General features: G+C 67.4%; 19 protein-coding genes and 7 tRNA genes. 12 read left to right on the top strand and 14 right to left on the bottom strand.

The features are described 5' to 3' along the window. Positions 1–57 precede the first annotated feature (57 nt). The 7 genes from gltX (at position 58) to ACZ9AQ_RS06935 (ending at position 2,546) form a co-directional block, all read left to right on the top strand. Positions 58–1,449 carry a glutamate--tRNA ligase gene (gltX, locus tag ACZ9AQ_RS06965; protein WP_429202940.1) on the top strand — a complete coding sequence of 464 codons (1,392 nt, stop codon included), beginning with the start codon at positions 58–60 and terminating at the stop codon, positions 1,447–1,449. 265 nt (positions 1,450–1,714) lie between these two features. Continuing rightward, positions 1,715–1,790, top strand: a tRNA-Ala gene (locus ACZ9AQ_RS06960). 55 nt (positions 1,791–1,845) lie between these two features. Beyond that, positions 1,846–1,921: transfer RNA gene (locus ACZ9AQ_RS06955), tRNA-Glu, on the top strand. Between the two features lie 87 nt (positions 1,922–2,008). Continuing rightward, positions 2,009–2,084: transfer RNA gene (locus ACZ9AQ_RS06950), tRNA-Ala, on the top strand. Positions 2,085–2,124: 40 nt separating this feature from the next. After that, positions 2,125–2,200 (top strand) — tRNA-Glu (locus tag ACZ9AQ_RS06945). Between the two features lie 75 nt (positions 2,201–2,275). Further along, positions 2,276–2,351, top strand: a tRNA-Glu gene (locus ACZ9AQ_RS06940). A 119-nt stretch (positions 2,352–2,470) separates the two neighbouring features. Continuing rightward, positions 2,471–2,546: transfer RNA gene (locus ACZ9AQ_RS06935), tRNA-Glu, on the top strand. A gap of 172 nt (positions 2,547–2,718) precedes the next feature. Here ACZ9AQ_RS06935 and ACZ9AQ_RS06930 read toward each other — a convergent pair. From ACZ9AQ_RS06930 to ACZ9AQ_RS06920, 3 genes are all read right to left on the bottom strand, one after another. Next, complete coding sequence (locus ACZ9AQ_RS06930) at positions 2,719–4,617, bottom strand: S8 family serine peptidase (RefSeq protein ID WP_429202938.1); 1,899 nt, start codon at positions 4,615–4,617, stop codon at positions 2,719–2,721. 24 nt (positions 4,618–4,641) lie between these two features. Continuing rightward, complete coding sequence (locus ACZ9AQ_RS06925; protein WP_429202936.1) at positions 4,642–4,896, bottom strand: hypothetical protein; 255 nt, start codon at positions 4,894–4,896, stop codon at positions 4,642–4,644. A gap of 136 nt (positions 4,897–5,032) precedes the next feature. After that, positions 5,033–6,097 (bottom strand): hypothetical protein, encoded by a 1,065-nt coding sequence (locus tag ACZ9AQ_RS06920; RefSeq protein WP_429202934.1) that lies wholly within the window; start codon positions 6,095–6,097, stop codon positions 5,033–5,035. 363 nt (positions 6,098–6,460) lie between these two features. On the opposite strand from ACZ9AQ_RS06920, the gene earP reads away from it, so the two are divergent. Both earP and ACZ9AQ_RS06910 read left to right on the top strand, forming a co-directional pair. Beyond that, positions 6,461–7,636 carry an elongation factor P maturation arginine rhamnosyltransferase EarP gene (gene earP, locus ACZ9AQ_RS06915; protein WP_429202932.1) on the top strand — a complete coding sequence of 392 codons (1,176 nt, stop codon included), beginning with the start codon at positions 6,461–6,463 and terminating at the stop codon, positions 7,634–7,636. 108 nt (positions 7,637–7,744) lie between these two features. After that, positions 7,745–8,320: an elongation factor P gene (locus ACZ9AQ_RS06910; RefSeq protein WP_005666727.1), complete on the top strand. Its 576-nt coding sequence runs from the start codon at positions 7,745–7,747 to the stop codon at positions 8,318–8,320. 133 nt (positions 8,321–8,453) lie between these two features. On the opposite strand, the gene ilvD is transcribed toward ACZ9AQ_RS06910, so the two are convergent. Then, the gene (ilvD, locus tag ACZ9AQ_RS06905; protein ID WP_429202930.1) at positions 8,454–10,316 is read right to left on the bottom strand and encodes a dihydroxy-acid dehydratase; all 1,863 of its coding nucleotides are present in this window, start codon (positions 10,314–10,316) and stop codon (positions 8,454–8,456) included. Between the two features lie 184 nt (positions 10,317–10,500). Here ilvD and ACZ9AQ_RS06900 point away from each other — a divergent pair, with 184 nt between their 5' ends. Then, the gene (locus ACZ9AQ_RS06900; protein WP_429202929.1) at positions 10,501–12,102 is read left to right on the top strand and encodes an amidase; all 1,602 of its coding nucleotides are present in this window, start codon (positions 10,501–10,503) and stop codon (positions 12,100–12,102) included. Here ACZ9AQ_RS06900 and ACZ9AQ_RS06895 read toward each other — a convergent pair. From ACZ9AQ_RS06895 to ACZ9AQ_RS06850, 10 genes are all read right to left on the bottom strand, one after another. Continuing rightward, positions 12,092–12,583 carry a TssQ family T6SS-associated lipoprotein gene (locus ACZ9AQ_RS06895; protein WP_429202927.1) on the bottom strand — a complete coding sequence of 164 codons (492 nt, stop codon included), beginning with the start codon at positions 12,581–12,583 and terminating at the stop codon, positions 12,092–12,094. The two genes, ACZ9AQ_RS06900 and ACZ9AQ_RS06895, sit on opposite strands and share 11 nt — an antisense overlap. Further along, complete coding sequence (locus ACZ9AQ_RS06890) at positions 12,580–13,836, bottom strand: serine/threonine-protein kinase (RefSeq protein WP_429202925.1); 1,257 nt, start codon at positions 13,834–13,836, stop codon at positions 12,580–12,582. Before ACZ9AQ_RS06890 ends, ACZ9AQ_RS06895 begins: the two co-directional genes overlap by 4 nt. Positions 13,837–13,973: 137 nt before the next feature. Further along, positions 13,974–15,383 (bottom strand): ATP-dependent RNA helicase DbpA, encoded by a 1,410-nt coding sequence (dbpA, locus tag ACZ9AQ_RS06885; RefSeq protein WP_429202923.1) that lies wholly within the window; start codon positions 15,381–15,383, stop codon positions 13,974–13,976. 28 nt (positions 15,384–15,411) lie between these two features. Next, on the bottom strand, positions 15,412–15,669 hold the full coding sequence (locus ACZ9AQ_RS06880) for a hypothetical protein (protein WP_429202921.1): 258 nt from the start codon (positions 15,667–15,669) through the stop codon (positions 15,412–15,414). Between the two features lie 72 nt (positions 15,670–15,741). After that, positions 15,742–15,818, bottom strand: a tRNA-Met gene (locus ACZ9AQ_RS06875). Positions 15,819–15,897: 79 nt separating this feature from the next. Continuing rightward, on the bottom strand, positions 15,898–17,043 hold the full coding sequence (locus ACZ9AQ_RS06870; protein WP_429202919.1) for a methyltransferase: 1,146 nt from the start codon (positions 17,041–17,043) through the stop codon (positions 15,898–15,900). Between the two features lies 1 nt (position 17,044). Beyond that, positions 17,045–17,254 (bottom strand): hypothetical protein, encoded by a 210-nt coding sequence (locus ACZ9AQ_RS06865; protein ID WP_429202917.1) that lies wholly within the window; start codon positions 17,252–17,254, stop codon positions 17,045–17,047. Positions 17,255–17,470: 216 nt separating this feature from the next. Next, positions 17,471–18,625, bottom strand: a complete 1,155-nt coding sequence (locus ACZ9AQ_RS06860) for an endo-1,4-beta-xylanase (protein ID WP_429202915.1) — start codon at positions 18,623–18,625, stop codon at positions 17,471–17,473. A 37-nt stretch (positions 18,626–18,662) separates the two neighbouring features. Continuing rightward, positions 18,663–19,682, bottom strand: a complete 1,020-nt coding sequence (locus ACZ9AQ_RS06855; RefSeq protein ID WP_429202913.1) for a glycoside hydrolase family 43 protein — start codon at positions 19,680–19,682, stop codon at positions 18,663–18,665. A gap of 39 nt (positions 19,683–19,721) precedes the next feature. Then, positions 19,722–21,206: an MFS transporter gene (locus tag ACZ9AQ_RS06850; protein WP_429202911.1), complete on the bottom strand. Its 1,485-nt coding sequence runs from the start codon at positions 21,204–21,206 to the stop codon at positions 19,722–19,724. A gap of 415 nt (positions 21,207–21,621) precedes the next feature. On the opposite strand from ACZ9AQ_RS06850, the gene ACZ9AQ_RS06845 reads away from it, so the two are divergent. Continuing rightward, positions 21,622–22,920, top strand: a complete 1,299-nt coding sequence (locus tag ACZ9AQ_RS06845; protein ID WP_429202909.1) for an SGNH/GDSL hydrolase family protein — start codon at positions 21,622–21,624, stop codon at positions 22,918–22,920. 219 nt (positions 22,921–23,139) lie between these two features. After that, positions 23,140–24,324, top strand: coding sequence for a fumarylacetoacetate hydrolase family protein (locus tag ACZ9AQ_RS06840; protein ID WP_429202907.1), 1,185 nt, complete (start codon positions 23,140–23,142; stop codon positions 24,322–24,324). Positions 24,325–24,357: the final 33 nt, after the last annotated feature.

Below are 24,357 nucleotides of genomic sequence, written 5' to 3'. Positions count from 1 at the left end.
CGGCCGGGGGCAGGGCGGCGGGGTAAAATACGCTCTTTTACCTGATTGCTTTCCGCCATGACCGTTCGCACCCGATTCGCTCCCAGCCCGACCGGCTACCTCCACCTGGGCGGCGCCCGCACCGCGCTGTATTCCTGGGCCTATGCCCGCCACTTCGGCGGCACCTTCATCCTGCGCATCGAGGACACCGACCTCGAACGGTCGACGCCGGAAGCGGTGCAGGCGATCCTGGACGGCATGAAGTGGCTGGGCCTGGAGCACGACGAGGGTCCGTTCTACCAGATGCAGCGCATGGACCGCTATCGCGAGGTGGTCAAGGGCATGCTGGACGCCGGCACCGCCTATCTGTGCTACTGCTCGCCGGAAGAAGTCGAAGCGATGCGCGAGCGCATGCGCGCGGCCGGCGAAAAACCGCGCTACGACGGCACCTGGCGGCCGGAACCGGGCAAGACCCTGCCCGCCGTGCCGGAAGGCGTCAAGCCGGTGGTGCGTTTCAAGAATCCGCTGGACGGCGAAGTGACCTGGGTCGACGTGGTCAAGGGCCCGATCACGATCGCCAACAAGGAACTGGACGACCTGGTCATCGCGCGTCCCGACGGCACCCCGACCTATAACTTCTGCGTCGCGGTCGACGACTGGGACATGAAGATCACCCACGTGCTGCGCGGCGACGACCACGTGAACAACACCCCGCGCCAGATCAACATCCTGCGCGCGCTCGGCGCCGAGCTGCCGCAATACGGCCACCTGCCGATGATCCTGGGCGCCGACGGCCAGAAGCTGTCCAAGCGCCACGGCGCGGTGAGCGTGATGGAATACCCGGAGCAGGGCTATCTGCCGGAAGCGATGCTGAACTACCTGGCGCGCCTCGGCTGGAGCCACGGCGACGACGAGATCTTCTCGATGCAGCAGTTCACCGAGTGGTTCAACCTGGAACACCTGACCGCGTCGGCGGCCCAGTTCAACCCCGAAAAGCTGGGCTGGCTGAACAACCACTATATCAAGCAGACCGACAACGAGCGCCTGGCGCAGCTGGCGCGGCCGAAGCTGGAGCGCGACGGCGCGCGCTTCGACGGCGCCCCGGCGCTGCCCACCGTGCTGGGCCTGATGAAGGAGCGCGTCAACACGATCAACGAGCTGGCCGATGCGGCGATGCTTTTCTACCGCGATCCGCAGCCCGATCCCGAATTGCTGGCCCTGCACCTGACCGACGCCGTGCGCGCCGCGCTGGCCACCTTCGCCGAGCGCTCTGCCACCGTCGAATGGAACAAGGCGGCGCTCGCGGCGATGCTGAAGGAAGTGCTGGCCGCCCACAGCCTCAAGATGCCGCAGCTGGCCATGCCGCTGCGCCTGCTGTTGACGGGCCAGCTGCAGACGCCGGCGATCGATGCGGTGCTGGAGCTGTTCGGTCGTGACGTCGTGCTGGCGCGCGTGCGCAAGGGCCTGTAAGGAGGGGCTGTAACACGCGGCGGCGAGGAGGAGCAGTAAGAACGCGCCGGGGCGGCGCGTCGTGCCGCCGGGGTGGCGACCGTCCACGGCGCCGCTGGCCGGTGATCTTGCTGCCAGCCATTCCTTGGCGGGCAGGCAAGACCCGCCGACCCGACGCCAGGCAAGACCCTGGATGGCGTCGATCATACATGCTGGAAACGGACGCTAAAAACGGACTTTGCGAAATGCAAGGTCGTCCTATATAATGCTCGCACTTCAGCGCTGCGGGGGTATAGCTCAGCTGGGAGAGCGCTTGCATGGCATGCAAGAGGTCAGCGGTTCGATCCCGCTTACCTCCACCAACTCTGAAGTGGCAGCAAGGTCGTAGAGCAGTAAAGGCAGTATCGGTTGTTCCCGGTCCCTATCGTCTAGAGGCCTAGGACATCACCCTTTCACGGTGAGTACCGGGGTTCGAATCCCCGTGGGGACGCCAGGCAACTGGCAAGAATGACCGGACGAACGCAGCGCAAGCGGCACTAGTCGAAGCAGTAACAGTGTAGTAAGATGTTGTTTTCCCGTAGGGGGTATAGCTCAGCTGGGAGAGCGCTTGCATGGCATGCAAGAGGTCAGCGGTTCGATCCCGCTTACCTCCACCACGATGGAAAACAGCAGCAGGCAGTATCGGAAGTTACTAGGGTCCCTATCGTCTAGAGGCCTAGGACATCACCCTTTCACGGTGAGTACCGGGGTTCGAATCCCCGTGGGGACGCCAAGAATTTGGCAGTGCGCCGCGCCAGCGGCGGCGCATGGCAAGGTAGTCGGTAGTTTAAGTTTCGTGCAGTTTTAGGTCCCCATCGTCTAGAGGCCTAGGACATCACCCTTTCACGGTGAGTACCGGGGTTCGAATCCCCGTGGGGACGCCAGTTTAAAACCGGGGCAGACCAACGCGCATGCGCGTCGCAGGTGCTCCGGTTTTTCCATTGTGCCGGCGAAAGTGCGCCTGCATGGGCGGCGCGGTAGTAGCGTAGCAGCACAGTTTTAGGTCCCCATCGTCTAGAGGCCTAGGACATCACCCTTTCACGGTGAGTACCGGGGTTCGAATCCCCGTGGGGACGCCAGACAATAAGCCGGAGCCGGCCGCGAAAGCGGGGCTCCGGTTTTTTGTTTGTGCCCATTTTTTCGTTCCCTTTTTTTGTGCCGTTTTGCGTCCTTTTGTGCCCTCTAACTGCGGCCGTCGGGACGCCGTCCCAAGGGGACGCCGGCCCGACGGCCGTGATCTGCCATGCGGCGTCACCACCCCGCCGGCCGCACACCCCCGAATGGATAGTGCATCGCTCCGGCCTGGCCCGCGCCACCGGCGCCGGACGGTCCCACGCCCAGGCGTGCGCCATTGCCCGGCGCCGCCGCGAACATTCCGGCAGGAATGCCGAAGCCCACGGCCGCGCCTTGCCACGCCATGCCCGGCTGCGCCACAGGCAGGCCCAGCGCCACCAGGGCGTCCGGCAAACCATAACCGATCCTGGTCGGATCGCTGAGGGTGACCGGGCGGGCGCTCATCCGCAAGACCTGGAACAGACGCTCGACCCGTTCCGGCGAGCGCGGCAGCGACATGGACTGGAACTCGGGACGGTGCGCCAGTATCAGGGCCGCAAGGCCGGTGACATGGGGCGCCGCCATCGAGGTGCCGTCCCAGGCCGCAAAGTTATTGGGGGGAACCGACGACACCACGGCCACGCCCGGCGCGCAGACGTCGACCTGCGGCCCGAAGCAGCTGAACTTGGCCGTAAAGTAACCCTGCATGTCGCTGTCCGGACCGATGGTTTCGGCATGGTAGCTGTCGGGAGGGAACTCGCCGATCTTGCCGATCGCCGCCACCGCCAGCACATGCGGCGACGACGCCGGGTACTGGACGGCCGAGGACGAGTTGCCGGCCGCGGCGATGCAGGCGACCCCGGCCTGCTTGGCGCGCACGATTTGCCGCTCCAGCGCCTCGGACGGGGACCCGCCACCCAGGCTCAGGTTGACGACGTCGATCCCCTGTTCGATGCAGTATTCGAGCGCATCGATCAGCTGACTGACCTGGCCGCCGGGGAACAGCTTGCAGACGTGGATTTCCGCCTCGGGCGCGAACCCGCGTATGCCCCAGGCCAGATCGGCGGCGGCGATCACGCCGGCACAGTGCGAGCCGTGCCCGAGCGTATCGACGTTCCAGGTGGAGCGGTCGACTTTTTTGTTGATGACGTCGAAGCCGGCATGGATCTGGCTGAGGTTGCCGTGCGTGGTGGCGGCGCCGGAATCGATGACGGCGATCTTGACACCGCGGCCCCGGAATTGCTGGGGCACCTGGTCGAGGCGCATGGCGCGGGCGCCCCAGCCCATGGCGGGTTGCTGTGGCATGCCCTGCAGGGCGGGCCAGTCGGCCAGCGGGCGCAGCATGACGACGTTCGGGTCCTCCAGGCTCAGGTCGGGGTCGCGTTGGTAGAAGCTCCAGTAATCGGTGCGCGGCTTGACGTACAGGCCGCTGATCGTGTGCGTGTCTTCGCCATACAGGCACAGCCGCGCGACCCCGTCGGTGCCGGTCACGGCGGAACTCGGCAGCGCACCGCCGAACAGCGACACCTCGACGTCGGGCAGCGGCGCGCCGTCCTTGCCGACCACGGCCAGCAGCAGCTCGGCCTGCGGTCCCCGGTAGGGCGTCAGCGAACTGACGAGGTCGGGGCGGCGCAGCATGGGGTCGAGCAGTTCCAGGTGCTGGTCGCGCTCGACCAGCAGCTGGCCCTGGCCGCGCTGCAGCAGCTCGCCCGCCTTCTGATCGGTCATGCGCGCCACCACCACGCCGTCGGCCGGTTCGCCCATGGCCGCCTGGCCGAAGCCGGCCAGCGCCATGCCGCCGCGGGTGGCGATGGTGTCGACCACGTCGATGTCGGGCATGGCGTGCAGGGCCTGCTCGACGGCCGACAGGCCCAGCGGCGCCACCCAGCTGCTGGCGCCGAAGGCGCCGGTGAGGGCCGCGCGTGGCGCGACCAGGTATTTCTTCTTGCGCTCGACGACCGGACGGCCGCGCGCGATGGCCGTGGCGCCATCGATGGCGCCCGCCGCGGATGCGGTGCGCTTGGCGCCCGGGCTGTCAGGCGTTGGATTGGGCGTCTCCTGGGCTTCGCCGGCGGCGCTTTTCGTAGGTTTTGGCATGGGATGTCCTTTGCCCGGGGCCGCTCAGTCGGAAAGCGAGAGCGGCTGGTCCGGTTCGATCGTTAACTGGTGAAGAGTCTGTCGCCGCAGCCGCTCGGCGGTCGGCGCATCGGTCTCGACGACCGCCGTGTGCGGCGGACCGGAAGAGGGCCCGATGATGTCGACCAATTGCACGCCTGGTTCGGCGCCGAGGGTCGCGAGAAACGCGCTGAGTGCATTGTCATCGTTGGCGGCGCGCACAATGTAGCGGCCGAGCGTGGGGGGCAGGGGTGCCGGCATGGCGGGGCTCCTGAGCGCCGGCCGGCTGCTGGCGGATACCCGCGGCAGGCCGGCGCAAGATCGTTAGGCAAAAAGCGTTAGGCAATATGCGTTAGACAATAAGCGTCAAGCGCTGCGCGTCAAGCGGTCGAACCGTTCAATGCACGGTTTGTTGGCCGCCGTACGGCATCTGCTGGCCACCATAGGGCATTTGCTGGCCGAACTGCTGGCCGCCATAAGGCATTTGCTGGCCGCCGAACTGCTGGCCCGGCTGTTGTTGGCCGAACTGCGGTTGGCCGAACTGCGGTTGGCCGAACTGCTGCTGCCCGAACTGCGGTTGGCCGAACTGCTGCTGCCCGAACTGCGGCTGCCCGAACTGCTGCTGGCCGACCTGCTGCTGGCTGTAGGGATCCGCCGAGAGCGGCACATAGCGGCCCAGTTGGCTGGCGACGTTGCCGATCGCGGCGCCCAGGCCCTGGTTGCCGAGCTGCTCGCCGATGAAACTGCCGACCGGGCGGGCATACTGGGTGATGGCGTTGCTGAGCCAGCCTTGCGGGGCGATCTGGCCGCCTTGCTGGGCGATTTGCTGTTGCAGCATCGCTTGCTGCTGCTGGACTTGTTGCAGCGTCTGTTGCAGGTGCTGTTGCAGCATCTGCAGTTGCTGCAACTGGGCCAGCGGCATCGACCCCTGCTGGCCTTGTTGCTGGCCCTGGGCGTCGGCCCCGAACGGCACAAAGCGCCCGAAGCTGGAGCCTTCGCTGATGATGTTCCCCAGGGTGCGGTTGCCGGTCAGGTTGCCGATGAGGGCGCCGGCCGGCTTGCCGATCGTGCTGATCAGGTTGCCGAAGAAGCCGCCTTGCGGGGCCAGTTGGCCTTGCTGCTGGGGTTGCTGTTGCATCTGCTGCTGCATCTGTTGCATCTGCTGAATCTGCTGCAATTGCTGGAGCTGCTGCAATTGCTGCAGCTCTTGCAGTTGTTGCGGATCGAGTTGCTGCGCGCCGAGGCCGCCCGACGGATCGGCCGAGAACGGCGAAAAGCGACCCAGGAAGCCGCCAGCCGTTTCGCCGATGCGGCCGCCCAGGCCCGCGTTGTTGAACAGACCGCCGATGCCGCGGCCGATCAGGCCACCCAGCGGCGCGCCGAACATGCTGCCCAGCGATTGCGGCCCAAACTGTTGTGGTCCGTATGGTTGGCCATAGCCTGCTTGCTGATACTCGTTCATGCTAACTCCTCCAGGTAGTCGGCCGTATCGCGGCAGGCAGGAAGCGGTTGGCGCCTGCCGCGGTCGGCCGTGTTCACATTGTTCGCGCCTGTGCAAGACCGATGGCGCGAGGCGAAGGGCAGGAAGGGCTGCCATCGAGGCCGCCTTCCCTGCAGGTAGGCGTTCGACAGGGCATCGATTGCGAAGTTTGTGCCTCCTTGCGGTCGAGGCATACTTCGATTTTGGTCATTGCGATAACGCAGACGCGTGCCAGAAAGGCCTTTGTGTCGTCGAGCATTGCACTGTGCACGAGGATATGTTTCGTCGGATGGCGTTAGAATGGCGGCCCCTGCCACCGCCGCCTGACCGGCCCACTCGCTACCCATGTTCCAGAACTCTTCCGCGCCGTCGCTGGCCATCTTTTGCAAGGTCGTCGATAACTATGGCGACATCGGGATCTGCTGGCGCCTGGCGCGCCAGTTGCGCCACGAGCACGGGGCCGCGGTCACGCTGTGGGTGGACGACCTGGCGAGCTTTCGCCGCATCTGTCCGGACGTCGATCCGGGCGCCGCGGCGCAGGCGGTGCAGGGCGTCGCCGTGCGCCATTGGCGCGGCCAGGACGGCGTGCATGGCGCCGGCGACATTCCCGAGGTCGTCATCGAGTTCTTCGGCTGCGAGCTGCCGCCGTCCTGGATCGAGGCGATGGCGGCGCGCACGCCGCGTCCGGTATGGATCAACTACGAAGGCTTGACGGCCGAGGAGTGGGTCGAGGGCTGCCACCGGCTGCCGTCGATGCATCCGCGGCTGAAGCTGACCAAGCACTTCTATTTCCCCGGCTTTAACGAGCGCACCGGCGGCCTGCTGTACGAAGCCGGCCTGGACGCGCGCCGCCGCGCCTTCCAGCAGGATCCGGCCCGGGCCGCCGCCTTCCTGGCGCGCTTTAACGTGGCGCCGGAGCAGGCGGCCATGCGCAAGGTGTCGCTGTTCTGCTATCCCGAGGCGCCGGTGGATGCCTTGTTCGCTTTGTGGCGCCAGGCGGCGCAGCCGACCCTGTGCCTGGTGCCCGAGGGCGTGGCGCGCGAGCGGGTCGAGGCCTTCCTGGGCGGCCCGGCGGTGGCCGGTGCGAGCGCCACCAGCGGCAGCTTGAGCGTGAGGGTGCTGCCCTTCGTGCCGCAGGACGACTACGACCTGCTGCTGTGGTCCTGCGACCTGAACTTCGTGCGCGGCGAGGATTCCTGGGTGCGCGCCCAATGGGCGGGGCGCCCCTTCGTCTGGCACATCTACCCGCAGGACGAGCAGCTGCACCACAAGAAGCTGCGCGCCTTCTTGCAGGCGTATGCGCCGGCGTTGCCGGCGCTGGACGCCTTCATGCTCGGCTGGAACGGAGCGCGCGAGGTCGGCGACTGGACGGCGGCCTGGGCGGCGCTGGAAGCCGAGCTGCCGCGCATCGCGCAGCAGGCCGACGCCTGGCGCGAGCAGGTTACCGCCCATGGCGATTTGGCGACGAAGCTGCTCGATTTCGCGCGCGAGCTGGAGCAGGCACAGGAAAACCGAGTATAATGCCCGGTTAGTTTCTAACGGATTCCGACGATCAAACGCAGGTTCCGAGGCGCTCGGTCACCCAGCCCGCGATGATTTAATGCAACTATCTTTTTACGTAAAACACCTATGAAACCCGCAAAAGAAATTCGTGTTGGCAACATCATCATGGTTGATGAAAAGCCGTTCATCGTGCTGCGTTCCGACGTCAACGGCTCGAGCCGCACCGGCTTCACCTACAAGTGGAAGATGAAGAATCTTCTGACCAACGCGCCGCTGGAAAACGTGTTCCGCGGCGACGACAAGTTCGACGTGGTCGTGCTGGACAAGAAGCCGGTCACCTACTCGTACTTCGCCGACCCGCTGTACGTCTTCATGGACGAAGAGTACAACCAGTACGAAATCGAAGAAGAGAACCTGGGCGACGCGCTGCACTACCTGAAAGACGGTATGGAATGCGAAGCCGTGTTCTACGACGGCAAGGCCATCTCGGTCGAACTGCCGACCATCATCGCGCGCCAGATCGTGTACTCGGAGCCGGCCGTCAAGGGCAACACCTCGGGCAACGTCCTGAAGGAAGCCAAGCTGGAAAACGCGATCGAAGCCCACCAGCACACCATCATGGTGCCGCTGTTCGTGAGCCAGGACGACACGATCGAGATCGACACCCGTACCAATGAATACAAGAAAGTCGTGCGTAACTGAGCACTGGCTTTCCAATGAAAAACGCTGCCTCGGCAGCGTTTTTTTTCGTCCCGTTTTGTTCGTCCCTCGTCATGCGCGGGAATGCGCGGGAGTCGGCGGCGTCGCTGCCGACTCCCGCCCGCACCTGGATTCCTTAGCGCCGCAGCTGCGACAGGTCCCGCACCGCGCCCCGATCGGCCGAGGTGGTCAGCGCCGCATACGCCTGCAGCGCCTGCGACACATACCGTTCGCGCCCGACCGGCTGCCACGCGTCCTGGCCGCGCGCTTCCATCGCCGCGCGCCGGTGCGCCAGTTCCTCGCTGCTCACGCGCAGGTTGATCGTGCGCGCCGGGATGTCGATGTCGATCAGGTCGCCTTCTTCCACCAGCCCGATGGCGCCGCCTTCCGCCGCTTCCGGCGACGCGTGGCCGATCACCAGGCCCGACGAGCCGCCCGAGAAGCGTCCGTCGGTGAACAGGGCGCAGGCCTTGCCCAGGCCCTTCGACTTGATGTACGAGGTCGGGTACAGCATCTCCTGCATGCCCGGCCCGCCTTTCGGGCCTTCGTAGCGGATGATGACCACGTCGCCCGCATGCACGGTGTCGCCCAGGATCGCTTCCACCGCCGCGTCCTGGCTCTCGAACACGCGCGCCTTGCCGGAGAACTTCAGGATGCTCTCGTCCACGCCGGCGGTCTTGACGATGCAGCCCTTCTCGGCGATGTTTCCGTACAGGACCGCCAGGCCGCCATCCTGCGAGTAGGCGTGCTCGCGGTCGCGGATGCAGCCGCTGGTCCGGTCCAGGTCGTTCTGTTCGTAGCGTTCCGATTGCGAGAACGCGACCTGGGTCGGCACGCCGCCCGGCGCCGCGCGGAACCAGCGGTGCACGTCGGCGTCGTCGCTGACTTTGACGTCGTACTTCTCGATCGCCGCGCCGATGCTGGGGCTGTGCACGGTCGGCAGCGAGGTGTCGAGCAGGCCCGCGCGCGCCAGTTCGCCCAGGATCGCGGGGATGCCGCCGGCGCGATGCACGTCCTCGATGTGGAATTTATCGGTCATCGGCGCCACCTTGCACAGGCAGGGCACCAGGCGCGAGATGCGGTCGATGTCGGCCATCGTGAAATCGACCTGCGCCTCGTGCGCGGCGGCCAGCAGGTGCAGCACGGTATTGGTCGAGCCGCCCATCGAGACGTCGAGCGCCATCGCGTTCTCGAACGCGGCCTTGGTGGCGATCGAGCGCGGCAGCACTGAGTAGTCGTCGCCTTCGTAGTGGCGCTTGGCCGCGTCGACGATCAGGCGTCCGGCGCGCAGGAACAGTTCCTTGCGGTCGGCGTGGGTGGCGACGATGGTGCCGTTGCCCGGCAACGACAGGCCGAGCGCCTCGGTGAGGCAGTTCATCGAGTTGGCGGTGAACATGCCGGAACACGAGCCGCAGGTCGGGCAGGCCGAGCGTTCCACTTCCGCCACGTCGGCGTCGGACACGCTGGCGTCTCCGGCCTTGATCATGGCGTCGATCAGGTCGAGCTTGATCACCTTGCGCTCGTTATTGACCACCTTGACGACCTTGCCGGCCTCCATCGGGCCGCCCGAGACGAATACGGTCGGGATGTTCAGGCGCATCGCGGCCATCAGCATGCCGGGCGTGATCTTGTCGCAGTTCGAGATGCACACCATGGCGTCGGCGCAGTGGGCATTGACCATGTACTCGACCGAGTCGGCGATCAGGTCGCGCGAGGGCAGCGAATACAGCATGCCGCCATGGCCCATGGCGATGCCGTCGTCGACCGCGATGGTGTTGAATTCCTTGGCCACGCCGCCGGCCGCTTCGATCTCGCGCGCGACCAGCTGGCCCAGGTCTTTCAGGTGCACGTGGCCGGGCACGAACTGGGTGAACGAATTGACGACGGCGATGATCGGTTTCTCGAAGTCGCCGTCCTTCATGCCGGTGGCGCGCCACAGTGCGCGGGCTCCGGCCATGTTGCGGCCCTGGGTGGTGGTGCGTGAACGGTAAGTCGGCATGGGATGCTCCTGCAGGATATGAGAATGCGTGAAAACAATGATGGTGTCAGGGTGAAGGCTGGGACTGGATTTGTCCAATATATGATCATCTCGGCTGTAAGTGGTTCTGCGTATCACACAACGGCTGCTGTGAGCGCCATCGTGCTGCTATGCTATTGCTTTGTGATACATGGAGTGGTGCCACATGGAGCGCAGGGATTTTGTACGACTGGGTCTGGCGGCCGGCGCTGCCGCGGGAACGTCCGGCCTGGCGCTGGCGGCGCCCGCGCAGACGCCGGCAAGCGCGACGTTCATGCCCGACGCGATGCTCGAGGCCGGCGTCCAGCGCCAGCAGCAGGCCATGCGCGCCGGCAAGCTGACGGCGCATGGCCTGGCCACGCGTTACCTGGCCCGCATCGAGGCCGTCGACCGCGCCGGCCCGCGCCTGCGTTCGGTGATCGAGCTGAACCCCGACGCGCTCGGCATCGCCCGCGAGCGCGACCGCGAGCGCAAGGCCGGCAAGCTGCGCGGCCCGCTGCACGGCATCCCGGTGCTCCTGAAGGACAATATCGCCACCGGCGACAAGATGTGCACCACCGCCGGGTCGCTGGCACTGGACGGCGTGCGCGCCGCGCGCGACGCCCACCTGGTCGCGCGGCTGCGCTCCGCCGGCGCCGTCATCCTCGGCAAGACCAATCTGTCGGAATGGGCGAACATGCGCTCGGTGCGCTCGACCAGCGGCTGGAGCGCGCGCGGCGGCCAGACCCGCAACCCGTATGCGCTCGATCGCAACACCAGCGGTTCGAGTTCCGGCTCGGCGGCGGCCATGGCGGCCAGCCTGGCCACGCTGGCGGTCGGCACCGAGACCGACGGCTCGATCGTCTCGCCCAGCGCCAGCTGCGGCATCGTCGGCATCAAGCCGACCCTGGGCCTGGTCAGCCGCGCAGGCATCATCCCGATCGCGCACTCGCAGGACACGGCCGGCCCGATGACGCGCAGCGTGGCCGACGCCGCCTTCCTGCTGGGGGCGCTGGCCGGTTCCGATCCGCAGGACGGCGCGACCGCCAGGGCGCCGCGCGTGAACTATGCGAGCTTCCTGCGCAAGGACGGCCTGCGCGGCAAGCGCCTGGGCGTGGCGCGCGACTTCTTCGGCGCCAACGACGGCGTCAACGCGCTGATCGGGAAAGAGCTGGACCTGCTCAGGGAGCAGGGCGCGATCCTGGAAGACGTCACGATCCCCAACAGCGACAAGTATGGCCAGACCGAGCTGATCGTGCTGCTGCACGAATTCCGGCCCGACCTCGAGGCCTGGCTGGCGGCCTATGCGCCGCACGCGCCGGTCAAGACCATGGCCGACATCATCGACTTCAACCTGCGCAACGCAAGGCGCGAGATGCCGTACTTCGGCCAGGAGCACCTGATCGCGGCCCAGTCGAAGGGCGGCCTGGAAGCGCGCGACTACGTGAAGGCGCTGGCCAACAACCGGCGCTATGCGCGCGACAAGGGACTGGAGCAGGTGCTGCGCGACCGCAAGCTCGACGCCCTGGTGGCGCCGACCGGCGGACCGGCCTGGCTGACCGATTACGTCAATGGCGACCATTACGGCAGCAGCTTTTCGTCGCCGGCGGCGGTGGCCGGCTACCCGCACGTCACGGTGCCGGCCGGCCTGCTGCATGGGCTGCCGGTCGGCCTGTCTTTCGTGGGCAAGGCCTGGAGCGAGCCGGCGCTGATCGCCATGGCCTATGCCTACGAACAGGCGGGCCGGCGCCGGCGCGCGCCGACCTACGCCGCCCACATCAGGGTCTAGCCAGCGTCGCCGCCTGCCTGGCCTGCGCGAAGACGGGCCCCCATTGCGGGTGGCCATGTTCGCCGGGCCCGAGGTCGAACGACGCATCGAGCCTGAAGGCGCGGTCGAACGTCTGGCGGCACAGGGCCTGGCGCCCCGTCAGGCAATAGCTGAACGCGGTGTACTTGAGGGCGGCCAGCCGTTCGCGCTGGCCGGCGCCGTTCATGTCGCCGCCGTTCAGGCGCCGGATCGCGCCTTCGTAGTCGCCCTTGTCGTAGAGGGCGACGCCTTCGCGCAGCGCCGCGTCGTCGCGTTTGGACGCCGGCGCGGCGGGGCGGCTCGCCTGCTGCGCGCGCTGGACGCGCGGCTTGGCGCCGTCGGCGCGTGGATGCGGCCGCGCCTTTTCCTGGCCGCCGAGCATGGGGCCGAACTGGGCGCAGCCGGCCAATGTGGCGGTGGCCAGCGCCAGCGCGGCCAGCCGGCTCATGGTGACGAAGTTCACTGTGCTACCTCCTCGGTGAAATCAAGTTCGATCGTACCCGCCTGGCCCTCGACCGAGTACACGGTGATGGTGTGTTCCGGGAAGCTCGGGTTGACGATGCGGATCGTATGCTCGCCCGGTGGCAGCGTGATGCGCCTGAGCGGCGGGCTGGCGCCGCGTTCGACGCCGTCGACGACGATCGCGCCCCAGGGCTTGATCGCCAGTGTGTACGTGGTGCCGGCAACGGCCGCCTCGGGCGGCGTGCCCTGCGGCGCCAGCTGGACCGAGGTGGGCGGCACCGCGGCGTCGGGCGCGGGCGGGGGCGCGACCGGCGTCCCGGAGGCGCTCTCGTCGATCACCGGGCCTTCCAGGCGCGCCGCGGGTTCCTGGGGCAGCGTCACCAGCGGCGCGTCGGAGGCGTTGTGCGGGTCTTCGAGCGCGGGCGGCACGGACAGGGCCAGCGCATCGCTGGAGTCGGCCTGGCGCAGCAGTGCGAACAGGGCGGCCAGCGCCGCCACCACCACCAGCGCGGCGATGCCGATGAGCAGCCAGCGGCGCGGGCGTTCGGTGGCGGCAGGGGCCGCGGCCGGATCGGGCGCCGAGCGGGTCTGGGGCACGTGGACCGGCGACGCAGGCGAGACAGGCGAAGCAGGCGAGGCAGGCGAGGCGGGCGATGCAGGCGAAGAGTACGCGGGAGCGGGAGCGGGTGTGACGACCGGCTCCGCGTGGATGTCGGCGGGCGGCGCCAGCGGCGCTGGCGCGACGTCGTCTTCCTCGGGCGGCAGCGCCGCCGCGGGCGGCGGGCCGAGCACCACGATGCCCAGCAGTTCGCGCATCTGTTCAATGGTGTGCGGCCGCAGCGCCGGATCGGGCGCCAGGCAGCGGTCGATGGCCGCGATGAAGGCCTCGCTGTAGTCGCCGAGCGGGCGTCCGTGCAGCAGCGTGGTGGGAGCGAGGTCGAGCGTCACCGCATAGTGCACCACCGCCGCCAGGTCGTGCACGTCGCGCGCCTCGATGTCGGGCAGCGTGGCCGGATCCGGTTCTTCGTCCGAGCTGGGCAGCAGCACGGGATCGCCGGAATCGAGGATGAGCAGGGTGTCGGGCGTGATTACGCGATGCGGCATGCGCATGCCGTACTGCACTTCGAGCGATTGCAGCACCTGGCGCACGATACGGCGGCACCAGGCTTCGCTGACCATCTCGTGGTTGTGCTCGACGATTTCGCGGACGGTACGGCCGTCGAGTTGCTGTGTTGGGGTGTCGGAACTGATCATGGCATCATGGCGGACGCTGGGGCGGCGCCCGGTGAATGTTTATTTGTTGCAAATAATGCCAGAATTGCGCCAAAGATGGCGTTGTCCCGCTCAACCGTGCGCGGCAGTTACAACTGCCGGGAGGGGGCGGGGGGCGCTCAGACTTCCATGAAGCGCATCTTGAACCAGCGTCCCTTGATGGCGCCGAAGCCGGGGCCGGGCGAGGCGCCTTCGCCCAGGCGCGCGACCGCGGCCGCCGCCACGCTGCGCTCCAGCGCGATATAGCTGTTGAACTCGCCAATATTGATCTTGCCCACTTGCTCGCGGGTCAGGCCGGCGTCGCCGGTCAGGGCGCCCAGCAGGTCGCCGGGACGCAGCTTGGCCTTCTTGCCGCCGGCCACGCACAGGGTCACCATCGGCGCCGGCGCGGCTGGCTCCTGGTGTTCGCCCAGGGCGTCGAGGTTGTCCCAGATCGCTTCCTGGTTCTGGTATTCCTCGACCAGGCGCACCCATTTCTTTTCGTTCGGCGCCACCAGCGTGTGCGCCATGCCGCTCGCGCCGGCGCGGCCGGTGCGGCCGACCCGGTGCACGTGGACCTCGGGGTCGCGCGAGACGTCGACGTTGATCACGGTGTCGAGGTCGGCAATGTCGAGGCCGCGCGCGGCGACGTCGGTGGCCACCAGCACCGAGCAGCTGCGGTTGCTGAACAGCACCAGGATCTCGTCGCGTTCCTGTTGTTCCAGTTCGCCGTACAGCGCCAGCGCCGAGAAGCCCTGCGCCTGCAGGCTGTCGGCCAGTTCGCGGCAGCGCGCCTTGGTATTGCAGAAGGCGAGGGCCGACACCGGGCGATGCGCCTTGAGCAGGCGGCCGACCGCTTCCTCGCGGCCTTCGAAGCCGATCTCGTAGAAGCGCTGGTCGATCGCCTCCAGGCTGTGCTGGCCTTCGACCTTGACTTCGAGCGGGTCGCGCAGGAAGCCGGCGGTGGCGAAGCGGATGTCGTCCGGGTAGGTCGCCGAGAACAGCAGGGTCTGGCGATGGACCGGCGTGGCCGACACGATGCCCGCGATTTCATCATAGAAACCCATGTCGGTCATGCGGTCGGCTTCGTCGAGCACCAGGGTCTGCACCTTCGACAGGTCGAGCGTGGCGCGGCCCAGGTGGTCGCGGATGCGGCCGGGCGTACCGACCACGATGTGGGCGCCATGCTCGAGCGAAGCGATCTGCGGCCGCATCGACACGCCGCCGGTCAGGGTCAGGATCTTGACGTTGCCGACGCCCCGCGCCAGGCGCCGCAATTCGCCCGCGACCTGGTCGGCCAGCTCGCGCGTCGGGCACAGCACCAGGCCCTGCACCGCGAACCAGGCCGGATTGAGCTTGTTCAGGATGCCGATGCCGAAGGCCGCGGTCTTGCCGCTGCCGGTCTTGGCCTGGGCGATCAGGTCGCGTCCGGCCAGCACCGACGGCAGGGTCTCGGCCTGCACCTGCGTCATGTGGTGGTAGCCGAGCGCGGCCAGGTTGGCGAGGAAACGCGGTTCGAGGGACAGCGAGGTGAACGAGTCGGATTGCATGGCTAAGCCTCCAGCCGGCAGGGCCGGGCTATTCAGGATCGGGCGCCCAGACCGGCAGGCCGGTCAGGTCGAGTTTGTCGTCGCGCTTCCAGACGGGCAGGCCGGTGGTGTCGGTTTCGTCGAGCAGGCGAAGCTGCTCTTGCTTGAGCGCGGTGCGGCGCGGACGGGAGCCGGTGCGCTTCGGCTCCGGCGTCGATTCGGGACTGGAGCCAGGCGCTGCGACGACCGGCGCGGCCGGCTCGAAGCCCGGCAGGTCGAACGTCGCGTTGTCTTTCTTGTCTCTCATCCTCTGCCCTCTGCATGTTTCTGCCGCAGAAAACAAAAGCCCGGCTCGTTGAGTCGGGCTTTGTATTGAATTTGGTTGCGGGGACAGGATTTGAACCTGTGACCTTCGGGTTATGAGCCCGACGAGCTGCCAGACTGCTCCACCCCGCGTCTGAGAACGATAGTATAGCGCCTTCTGCCGGTATTTGCAATGCCGGCATGTGGCGCGGGCTCGACGCTCATCCGGCGCTCAGCCGGCGCTGCGCAGGCGCCACAGCGACGTGACTTCTTTCGCGCGCGCCGCATGCAGCGGATCGTCGGGGTCGCTGGCGCGCGGGTGGACCGGGCGCGTATCGTGGCGCGCCACGACCTCCAGCCCCGCGTCCGCGATCCAGCCCAGCAGTTGCTCGCGGCTGCGCAGACCCAGGTGTTCGGCGAAATCGGACATGATCAGCCAGCCTTCGCCGCCGGGCTCCAGGTGCGCGTCCAGTCCACCGAGAAAGCCGCGCAGCATGCGGCTGTCCGGATCGTAGATCGCGTATTCGATCGCCGAACTCGGTTTGCCGGGCAGCCAGGGCGGATTGCAGACGACCAGCGGGGCGCGGGCATGGCCTTGCGGGAACAGGTCGGCCTGGACCACCTCGACCTGCGCGGCCAGGCCGAGCCGCGCGATGTTCTCGCGCGCGCAGCCGAGGGCGCGCGCATCCATGTCGGTGGCGAGCACGCGCAGGCCGCGCCGCGCCAGCACGGCGGACAGCACGCCGGTGCCGGCGCCGACGTCGAAGGCCGTTTTCGCGCCCGCGGGCAGCGGCGCCTGCGCCACCAGCTCGACGTATTCGCCGCGCACCGGCGAGAACACGCCATACCAGGGATGGATGCGCTCGCCAAGCGCGGGGACCATGACGCCCTTGCGGCGCCATTCATGGGCGCCGATCACGCCCAGCAGCTCGCGCAGCGAAGCGACGTAGGGTTCGTCGGCCGGGCCGTAGGCTTCCAGGCAGGCCAGGCGCGCATCCGGCGCGCGCCGCAATGGGATGCCGTGGTCGGCCTCGAACGGGATCAGGAGCATGGCTAGCAGGCGGGCGCGCTGCAGCTGGGTCAGGCGGTGGCGGTGGAAGGCTTCGGTCGGCGTGGCCGGCGCCCTGGGCTTGGCGCGGCGGCCGCGTTCGCCCTTGTGCTCGATGCGGCGCACCAGCGCCTGCAGCAACTGGCGTGCATTCTGGAAGTCGCCGCGCCAGAGCAGGGCGGTGCCGTCCAGCGCGAGCCGATAGGCGGCGTCGGCGCTCATGGTGTCGTCGGCCAGCACCACGTTCTTCGGCGCCGGCCAGCCGCTCTCGGAACGCCACAGCGCCGAGCGCGTCTCGCCGCCTTCCACCCACTCGATCCGCGTCGTCATGTCAGTGATGGTGATGCCAGTTGCCGTCGGCCGACGCCAGATAGGACTTCACCGCGTCCGGGCTGCCGGTCGCGTGACGCTTGACTTCGCCGCAGGCGCAGATGCCCTGGTAAGGCTGGATGTGCGAGCAGGCGGACACTTTTTGAAGGAAGACTTTGACCGGCTTGGTGCACTTGGCGCACTTGAAGGTCAGGATGCGGGCGGGCTTCATGGTTGGGCGATGGTGTGGATGAAAAGAGCGGCATTTTACACCTGCCGCCGGGACGCCTCCGCTGGCGCTGCAGGAATTGACAAACGCCAAGCCCATACACGAGTGATCGCGCCGACAATCAATGTTATCGCTTGCTCCGGGCCTGGTGGTGCGGGGCAGCGCATGACGCGCACTGCCCTTGCGCACTGCCCTTGTTGACGTGCCGAGGCCGAAGAATCAGGCCCGACGCATCGGCATCGCGCGCAGCGAGGCGGCGATGGCTTCGCGCATCGGCTTGGCGCGCAGCTGGCTGTCGTAAGGCGTCGGACGCTGCGCCAGGCCGTCGGCACGCCTGGCTTCGCTCCAGGTCTGCAGCCAGTTCACGTGGTCCGCCATGCCCCACAGCAGGAAATCGCGGCAGCTCGGGTAGCTCAGGGTCACGTCGAGGTAGTCGCGCGCCAGCGCCGCGCTGGCCGCGTCGCGCCTGGCGACATCGGCGGGGAAGCCCTTGTCGTTGACGTCGAACTCCGTGATCAGGAGGTCCAGGCCCATGCCGGTGACCTCGTCCAGGAACTTGCGCCATTCGCGCAATACCGCCGCGTTGGCGGGGCCGGACATGGCGTCGCCCGCGCTGATATGGCTTTGCAGGCCCAGGGCGTGGATCGGGGCGCCGCGTTTTTTCAGTTCCGCCAGCAGCTTGAGCACGCCGGCGCGGTGCCTGGCGTCATTGCCCGGGCCGGGGCCCATGAAGTCGTTGTACACCAGTTGCGCCTTCGGCGCGTGCTCGTGGGCCTGGCGGAAGGCGAATTCGATCTGCTCGACGGCGCCCATGCGCCTGGTGAACACGTTCTCGATCAGTGAGCCGTCTTGCGGCGACACCGCCTCGTTGACGACGTCGTGGCTGATGACGTCCTGCCCCATGTGCGCGCAGACGGTCTTGATGTGCTCGCGCAGGATCGCTTCGGCGTCGCCGACCGGCCTGGACTTGAGGTCCAGCGCATTCACCCAGCCGGGCAGCCATTTCGGATCCTGCCAGATCAGGGTATGGCCGCGCACCGCCATGCCTTCCTTGCGCGCCCAGGCGAACATCTCGTCGGCCGGTCCCCACTGGTACGGCCCCGGTTTGGGTTGCAAGGCCTGCCACTTGGTCTCGTTCTCGGCGACGATCAGGTTGCACTCGCGCGCCATCAGCGCGCGGTAGGCAGGATCGCGGAAACTCTTGCGGGTGTCCTGGTCTTCCAGCATGCCCACGGCGTTACCGAAGCGCATGCCCTTGGCCTTGGCCAGGTCCTTGAGGGCGGGGCCGGCGTCCTGCGCGGCCAGTGCATGGGGGGCGAGCAAGGCGCCGGCCGCGGTGCCAAGCAGTTTCAGGGTGTCGCGTCGCGATGTCATTGGGTGGTGTCTCCTTTTTTGTGTTGATCGATATCGTTCAGGCCTCGCGATAAGGCGAGATGGTGACGATCCTGCCGTCGTCGTCGTAATGCAGCTCGGTCACCTTCACCGAGCGCAGGTGGGTGACGCCGCCAGAGAGGCTGCTGTCGTGATAGAACAGGTACGAGCGGCCTTCGAACTCGCAGATCGAGTGGTGGGTGGTCCAGCCGATCACCGGGGTCATGATCCGGCCCTGGCAGGTGAACGGGCCGTAGGGGTTGTCGCCGGTCGCATAGCACAGCAGGTGGGTGTCGCCGGTCGAGTACGAGAAATAGTATTTGCCATCGTGCTTGTGCAGCCACGGCGCCTCGAAGAAGCGGCGCTCGTGGTCGCCGGCCAGCAGGTCGTTTCCATCCTGGTCGAGGATGCGCACCGCGCGCGGCGCTTCGTCCAGCTCGAGCATGTCGCCGCGCAGGCGCGCCACGCGCGGCTGCAAGGCCGGCTCATGGGCCGCCGGTTCCTCATGGCCGGGGCTATAGGCGTTGTCGCGGTACTTCTGCAGCTGGCCGCCCCAGATGCCGCCGAAATACAGGTAGAACGCGCCGTCGTCATCGCCGAACACGGCCGGGTCGATCGAATAGCTGCCGGCGATCGGCTGCGGCTGCGCCGTGAACGGGCCGGTGGGACTGTCGCTGACCGCGACGCCGATCTGGAAGATGTCGTCGGGCCGCTTGGCCGGGAAGTACAGGTAATACCTGCCGTCCTTGCGCGCGCAGTCGGGCGCCCACATCTGGCGCGCCGCCCACGGCACGTCGCGCACGTGCAGGGCCACGCCATGGTCGATCGCGTCGGCGGCCGGATGGTCCATCGAGACGACGTGGTAGTCCTCCATCGCGAAATGGGCGCCGTCGTCGTTGAAGGGCACGCCGGCTTCGATGTCGTGCGACGGGTAGATGTAGATGCGGCCGTCGAACACGTGGGCGGACGGATCGGCGATGTAGATGTGTTCGAGCAGGGGCGCGGAGATGGCGCGTTCCTTCAGGGACTGCACGCGGTCTTGGTCGATGGTTTCGGACATGGTGTCGGGGTCTGGGTCTGGGTCTGGTTCAGGAAAAGGTCATTGCCGGGCGAGGGCGCGGCGTGCGCCGAGTTCGCGCTCGATCTGCAGCTCGGTGATCTTGCGGATGTCGTAGGCCGCCAGGCAGCACACGGCCAGCAGGAAGGGAATGGCGGCGTACACGCTGATCGACAGCCGCACGCCATCGGCGACCTGGGCCGGCTGGACGGCCTGGGCGGCGTCGTAGCCATAGGCCGACAGCAGGGCCGCCACCAGCGCGCCGCCGATGGAGAGGCCCGCCTTGAGGCCGAAGATCATGGCCGAGAACAGCAGGGCGGTGGCGCGGCGGTTGTTCTTCCATTCCGAGTAGTCGGCGACGTCGGCGATCATCGCCCACAGCAGCGGGATCGTGATCCCGTAGAAGAAGCCGTACAGGACCTGGGCGCCGAACACCAGGGCGATCGAACCCGGGCCGATCCAGTAGTAGCCGAGGCGGAGCACGGCGGCCAGCAGCAGGGCGGCGCCGAACACGTCGCGCTTGCCGAAGCGGTCGGCCAGGGGCTTGGAGAAACCGATCCCGACGATCATCAGGATGATGCCGACCGCGTTGAACAGGCTAAAGCCCGAGGTGGCGGCGTCTTCCGGCCAGTGGAACTGCGTCAGGCCCATGCCAGTGAGCACCGCATTGAGCCCGTCGATGAAGGCCAGGAACCCCACGTCGTCGAGAAAAGCCGCCAGCGCCGGCTCTTCCAGGAAGTTGCGGAAGTAGAAGATGTACATGCCGCCCTTGAGCGACAGCGTGATGAATACCAGGATGGTCAGCACCAGCATCACCACCCAGGGGCGGTTGCGCAGCAGGTCGGCGATGTCCTGCCTGATGCTCGAGCGCTGGCTCGGGTCCGGAATGACGCGCTCGCGGGTGGTCAGGAAAGTGATCAGGAAGCAGATGGTGCCGGCCACCGCGAAGAACATCATCACGGTCTGGAAGCCGGCCACCTTGTCGCCGCCGCCCAGGATCAGCACCAGCGGCAGCAGCAGCACCTGGATCACCAGCTGCGCGACCAGCACCGCCACGAAGCGGTACGACGACAGGCTGTTGCGGTCGGCCATGCTGCCGGTCAGCACGCCGCTCAGGGCCGAGTAGGGCAGGTTGTTGGCCGAATACACCAGCATCAAGAGGATATAGGTCAGCAGCGCGTAGATGTATTTGCCGCGCTCGCCCAGGTCGGGCGTGCTGAAGGCCAGGATCGCCACCAGGCCGAACGGCACCGAGGTCCACAGGATCCAGGGACGGAACTTGCCCCAGCGGGTCGAGGTGCGGTCGGCGATGATGCCCATCAGCGGATTGAAGAAGGCGCCGACCAGGCCGCCGATGAAGATGATGCTGGCCGCGGCGTTGGGCGAGATCTGATAAACGTCGGTGTAGAAGAAAGCGAGGAAGGTGAGCAGGGTCTGGAAGATCAGGTTGGCGGCCAGGTCGCCCAGTGCATAGCCGATTTTTTCCGTTGTCTCCAGCGTCGGCTGCGCCTTGTTAATTATAGTCATTGTCTTATCAATCTCTATGTTGAAAAGCACTTGTGGCCCTCGACCGCCAGGCACGCGGCGAGCGCGTTCATGGCGGTCGGCGCCACGCATGGTTCGCCCCAACCTCCCAGAAAGTTAGCGCAATCATTGTTGTCGATTGTGGATGAGATGCTAACGCCCGTCAACCGCTTTATGGCCCGGCCGTGTGGCCGATATCCGCGCACGAAAGACGAACATTCGCCGGCGTCGCGGGGCCGCGCTGCAGGGGGCGCGACCGGAGTGTCAAGCGCGAGTCGACCGTGCGCGATCCGCATCGGCTGCCTGTGGCGCAGCATCGCCAGATTGCTGGTCACTTCAAATTGATTGCGCTATCATTCGCATCACAGATTTGGCAGTCCCGCCTTTTGCAGGCCATGCCAATCACCGGAGACCCTTCATGCATGCTTTTCGCCCTGGCCGCCTGGCCATCGCCGTCCTGGCCGCGCTCGGCCTCGGCGCCTGTGGTTCGACCGATCGCTTGTCGCCACCTGTTTCCGATCACGGTCCCCACCACTGGGTGGCCAGTTGGGGCACGTCCCAGATGCGCTTCGGGCAGGCCGAAGGCATGCCGGCCGGGTTGTGGAAGGACGGCACCGTGCGCCAGGTGGTGCGGCTGTCTCTCGGCGGCAGCCAGGTCCGGGTCCGGATCAGCAATGCCTACGGCAGCGATATGCTGGTCGTCAACGAGGCCAGCATCGCGCGCGCGGTGCGGCCGGGGTCTTCCGGGGTAGTCGCCGGCTCGCTCCAGGCCCTGCGCTTCAACGGCGGCGCCGCGGTGCGCATACCGGCGGGCGCCGAATACGTCAGCGACCCGGTCGACCTGGCGGCCGTGAGCGGCCTCGATGTCGCGGTCACCCTGCACCTGGCGAATGCGGCGGACCAGCAGACCGGCCACGCCGATGCGCGCACGACGACCTTCCTGGCCCCGGGCCGCCAGACCGCGGCGGCCAGCCTGGAAGGCGCGCAGAGCGTCACGCGCTGGCACCAGCTGGCCGACGTCGAAGTGAGCGCCGCGCCGCCGGCGCGGGCCGTGGTCGTGATCGGCGACTCGATCACCGACGGCTACGGCGTCACCATCGATGCGAACAACCGCTGGACCGATCACCTGGTGCGGCGCATCGCCCGGGACGGCAAGCGGCAGCTCGCCGTGATCAATGCCGGCATCGGCGGCGGCCGCCTGCTGCGCGAGGGCCTGGGCCCGAGCCTCGTCACGCGCTTCGAGCGCGACGTCCTGGCCAGGAATGGGGTGAGTCACGCGATCGTCTTCATCGGCGTCAACGACATCGGCGTGCTGCGCCGCGCGAAAGAGGACACGCCGCAGGCGATCGAGGCGATGCTGGCCGACGTCAAGCAGGCGCATTTGCAGATGATCGCGCGCGCGCATGCAAAAGGGATCTGCGTGATCGGCGCGACCATCACGCCGTTCATGGGTAGCGACTACTATGCGCCGGCGCCGCACAACGAGGCGCTGCGCCAGGCCGTCAACGACTGGGTGAGGACGGCGCAGGCCTTCGACGGCGTGCTCGATTTCGACGGCGTGCTGCGCGACCCGGCGCGCCCGTCCTACCTGGCCGAGGCCTATGACAGCGGCGACGGCCTGCATCCATCCAATGCGGGCTACGCCGCGCTGGCGGCGGCCGTGCCGCTCCGGCAGCTCGACAGATGCGCCTACAGCAGGTCGCCCGGCTTGCGCTAGGGCCGTTCGCGGTACGCGAAGTCATCGACGTCGGCATGCAGAGCGCTGCTGGCCGTGTCCTCCCGCGCTTGCCATGCACCGATGAGCGCCCGGAGGAGTGAAGTCAAAAAAAAGAGCAGACGCCGGCCAATGATTGCGTTAACATAAATGTTAGAATCATGTCAGGCGATGTTCCCATCACAGGCGATGTTCCCATCACGAACCTTCCATAGAGGAATCATGACTACTCTTCAAGCCAATCCGCTTCCCGATGACCTCGACCGCGCGCTGCTGGTCGGCCGGGTCTGGCGCACCGGCGCCAACGCAGGTCCGGCCGTGGTCGCCGTGCGCGGCGGCCGCCTGGTCGACATCACCCGCCATGCGCCGACCGTGGCCGACCTGTTCGAGCGCCGCGACCTCCTGGCCATCGTGGGCGGCGCCGAGGGCACTGACCTCGGCGCGGCGCACGCGCTGATGGACGCCGCGCTGCGCGGCGCGGACGGCGCGGACGGCATGCGCCTGCTGGCGCCATGCGACCTGCAGGCGATCAAGGCCTGCGGCGTGACCTTCGCCGTCAGCCTGCTGGAGCGCGTGATCGAAGAGCAGGCCAAGGGCGACCCGTCGCGCGCGCAAGATCTGCGCGCGCAGCTGCAGGCGACCCTCGGCGCCGACCTGTCGGACATCGTGCCGGGTTCCGAGGCTTCGCAGCGCCTCAAGACCGAGCTGTCGGCGCGCGGCTTGTGGTCGCAGTACATGGAAGTGGGCATCGGCCCGGACGCCGAAGTCTTCACCAAGTCGCAGCCGATGTCGTCGGTGGGCCACGGCGCCGACATCGGCCTGCATCCGACGTCGCACTGGAATAATCCCGAACCCGAGATCGTGCTGGCGGTGAACAGCCGCGCCGAGATCGTCGGCGCCACCCTGGGCAACGACGTCAACCTGCGCGACATCGAGGGCCGCAGCGCACTGTTGCTGGGCAAGGCCAAGGACAATAACGGCTCGTGCGCCATCGGCCCCTTCATCCGCCTGTTCGACGGCGCGTACACGCTCGACACCCTGCGCCAGTGCGAGGTGAACATGCTGATCGAAGGCGTGGACGACGGCTTCATCCTGGAAGGCAGCAGCCGCATGCGCGAGATCAGCCGCGACCCGCTCGACCTGGTGGCCCAGACCTGCGGCGCGCACCACCAGTACCCGGACGGCTTCATGCTGTTCCTCGGCACGATGTTCTCGCCGATCAAGGACCGCGACGCCGAGGGCGGCGGCTTCACCCACCACCTGGGCGACAAGGTCGCCATCTCGACCCCATCGCTCGGCACCCTGGTCAACACCGTGCAACGCAGCGACGCGATCACGCCCTGGACCTTCGGCGTGCGCGCGCTGTACGCCAACCTGGCGCAGCGCGGCCTGCTGGTCCCGGAATGAACACAGTCCTCAGCGACCTACCTGGAATACGAA

This window comes from Massilia sp. UYP34 (assembly GCF_056279385.1).
This window is presented reverse-complemented; position numbering and strand designations above follow the sequence as displayed.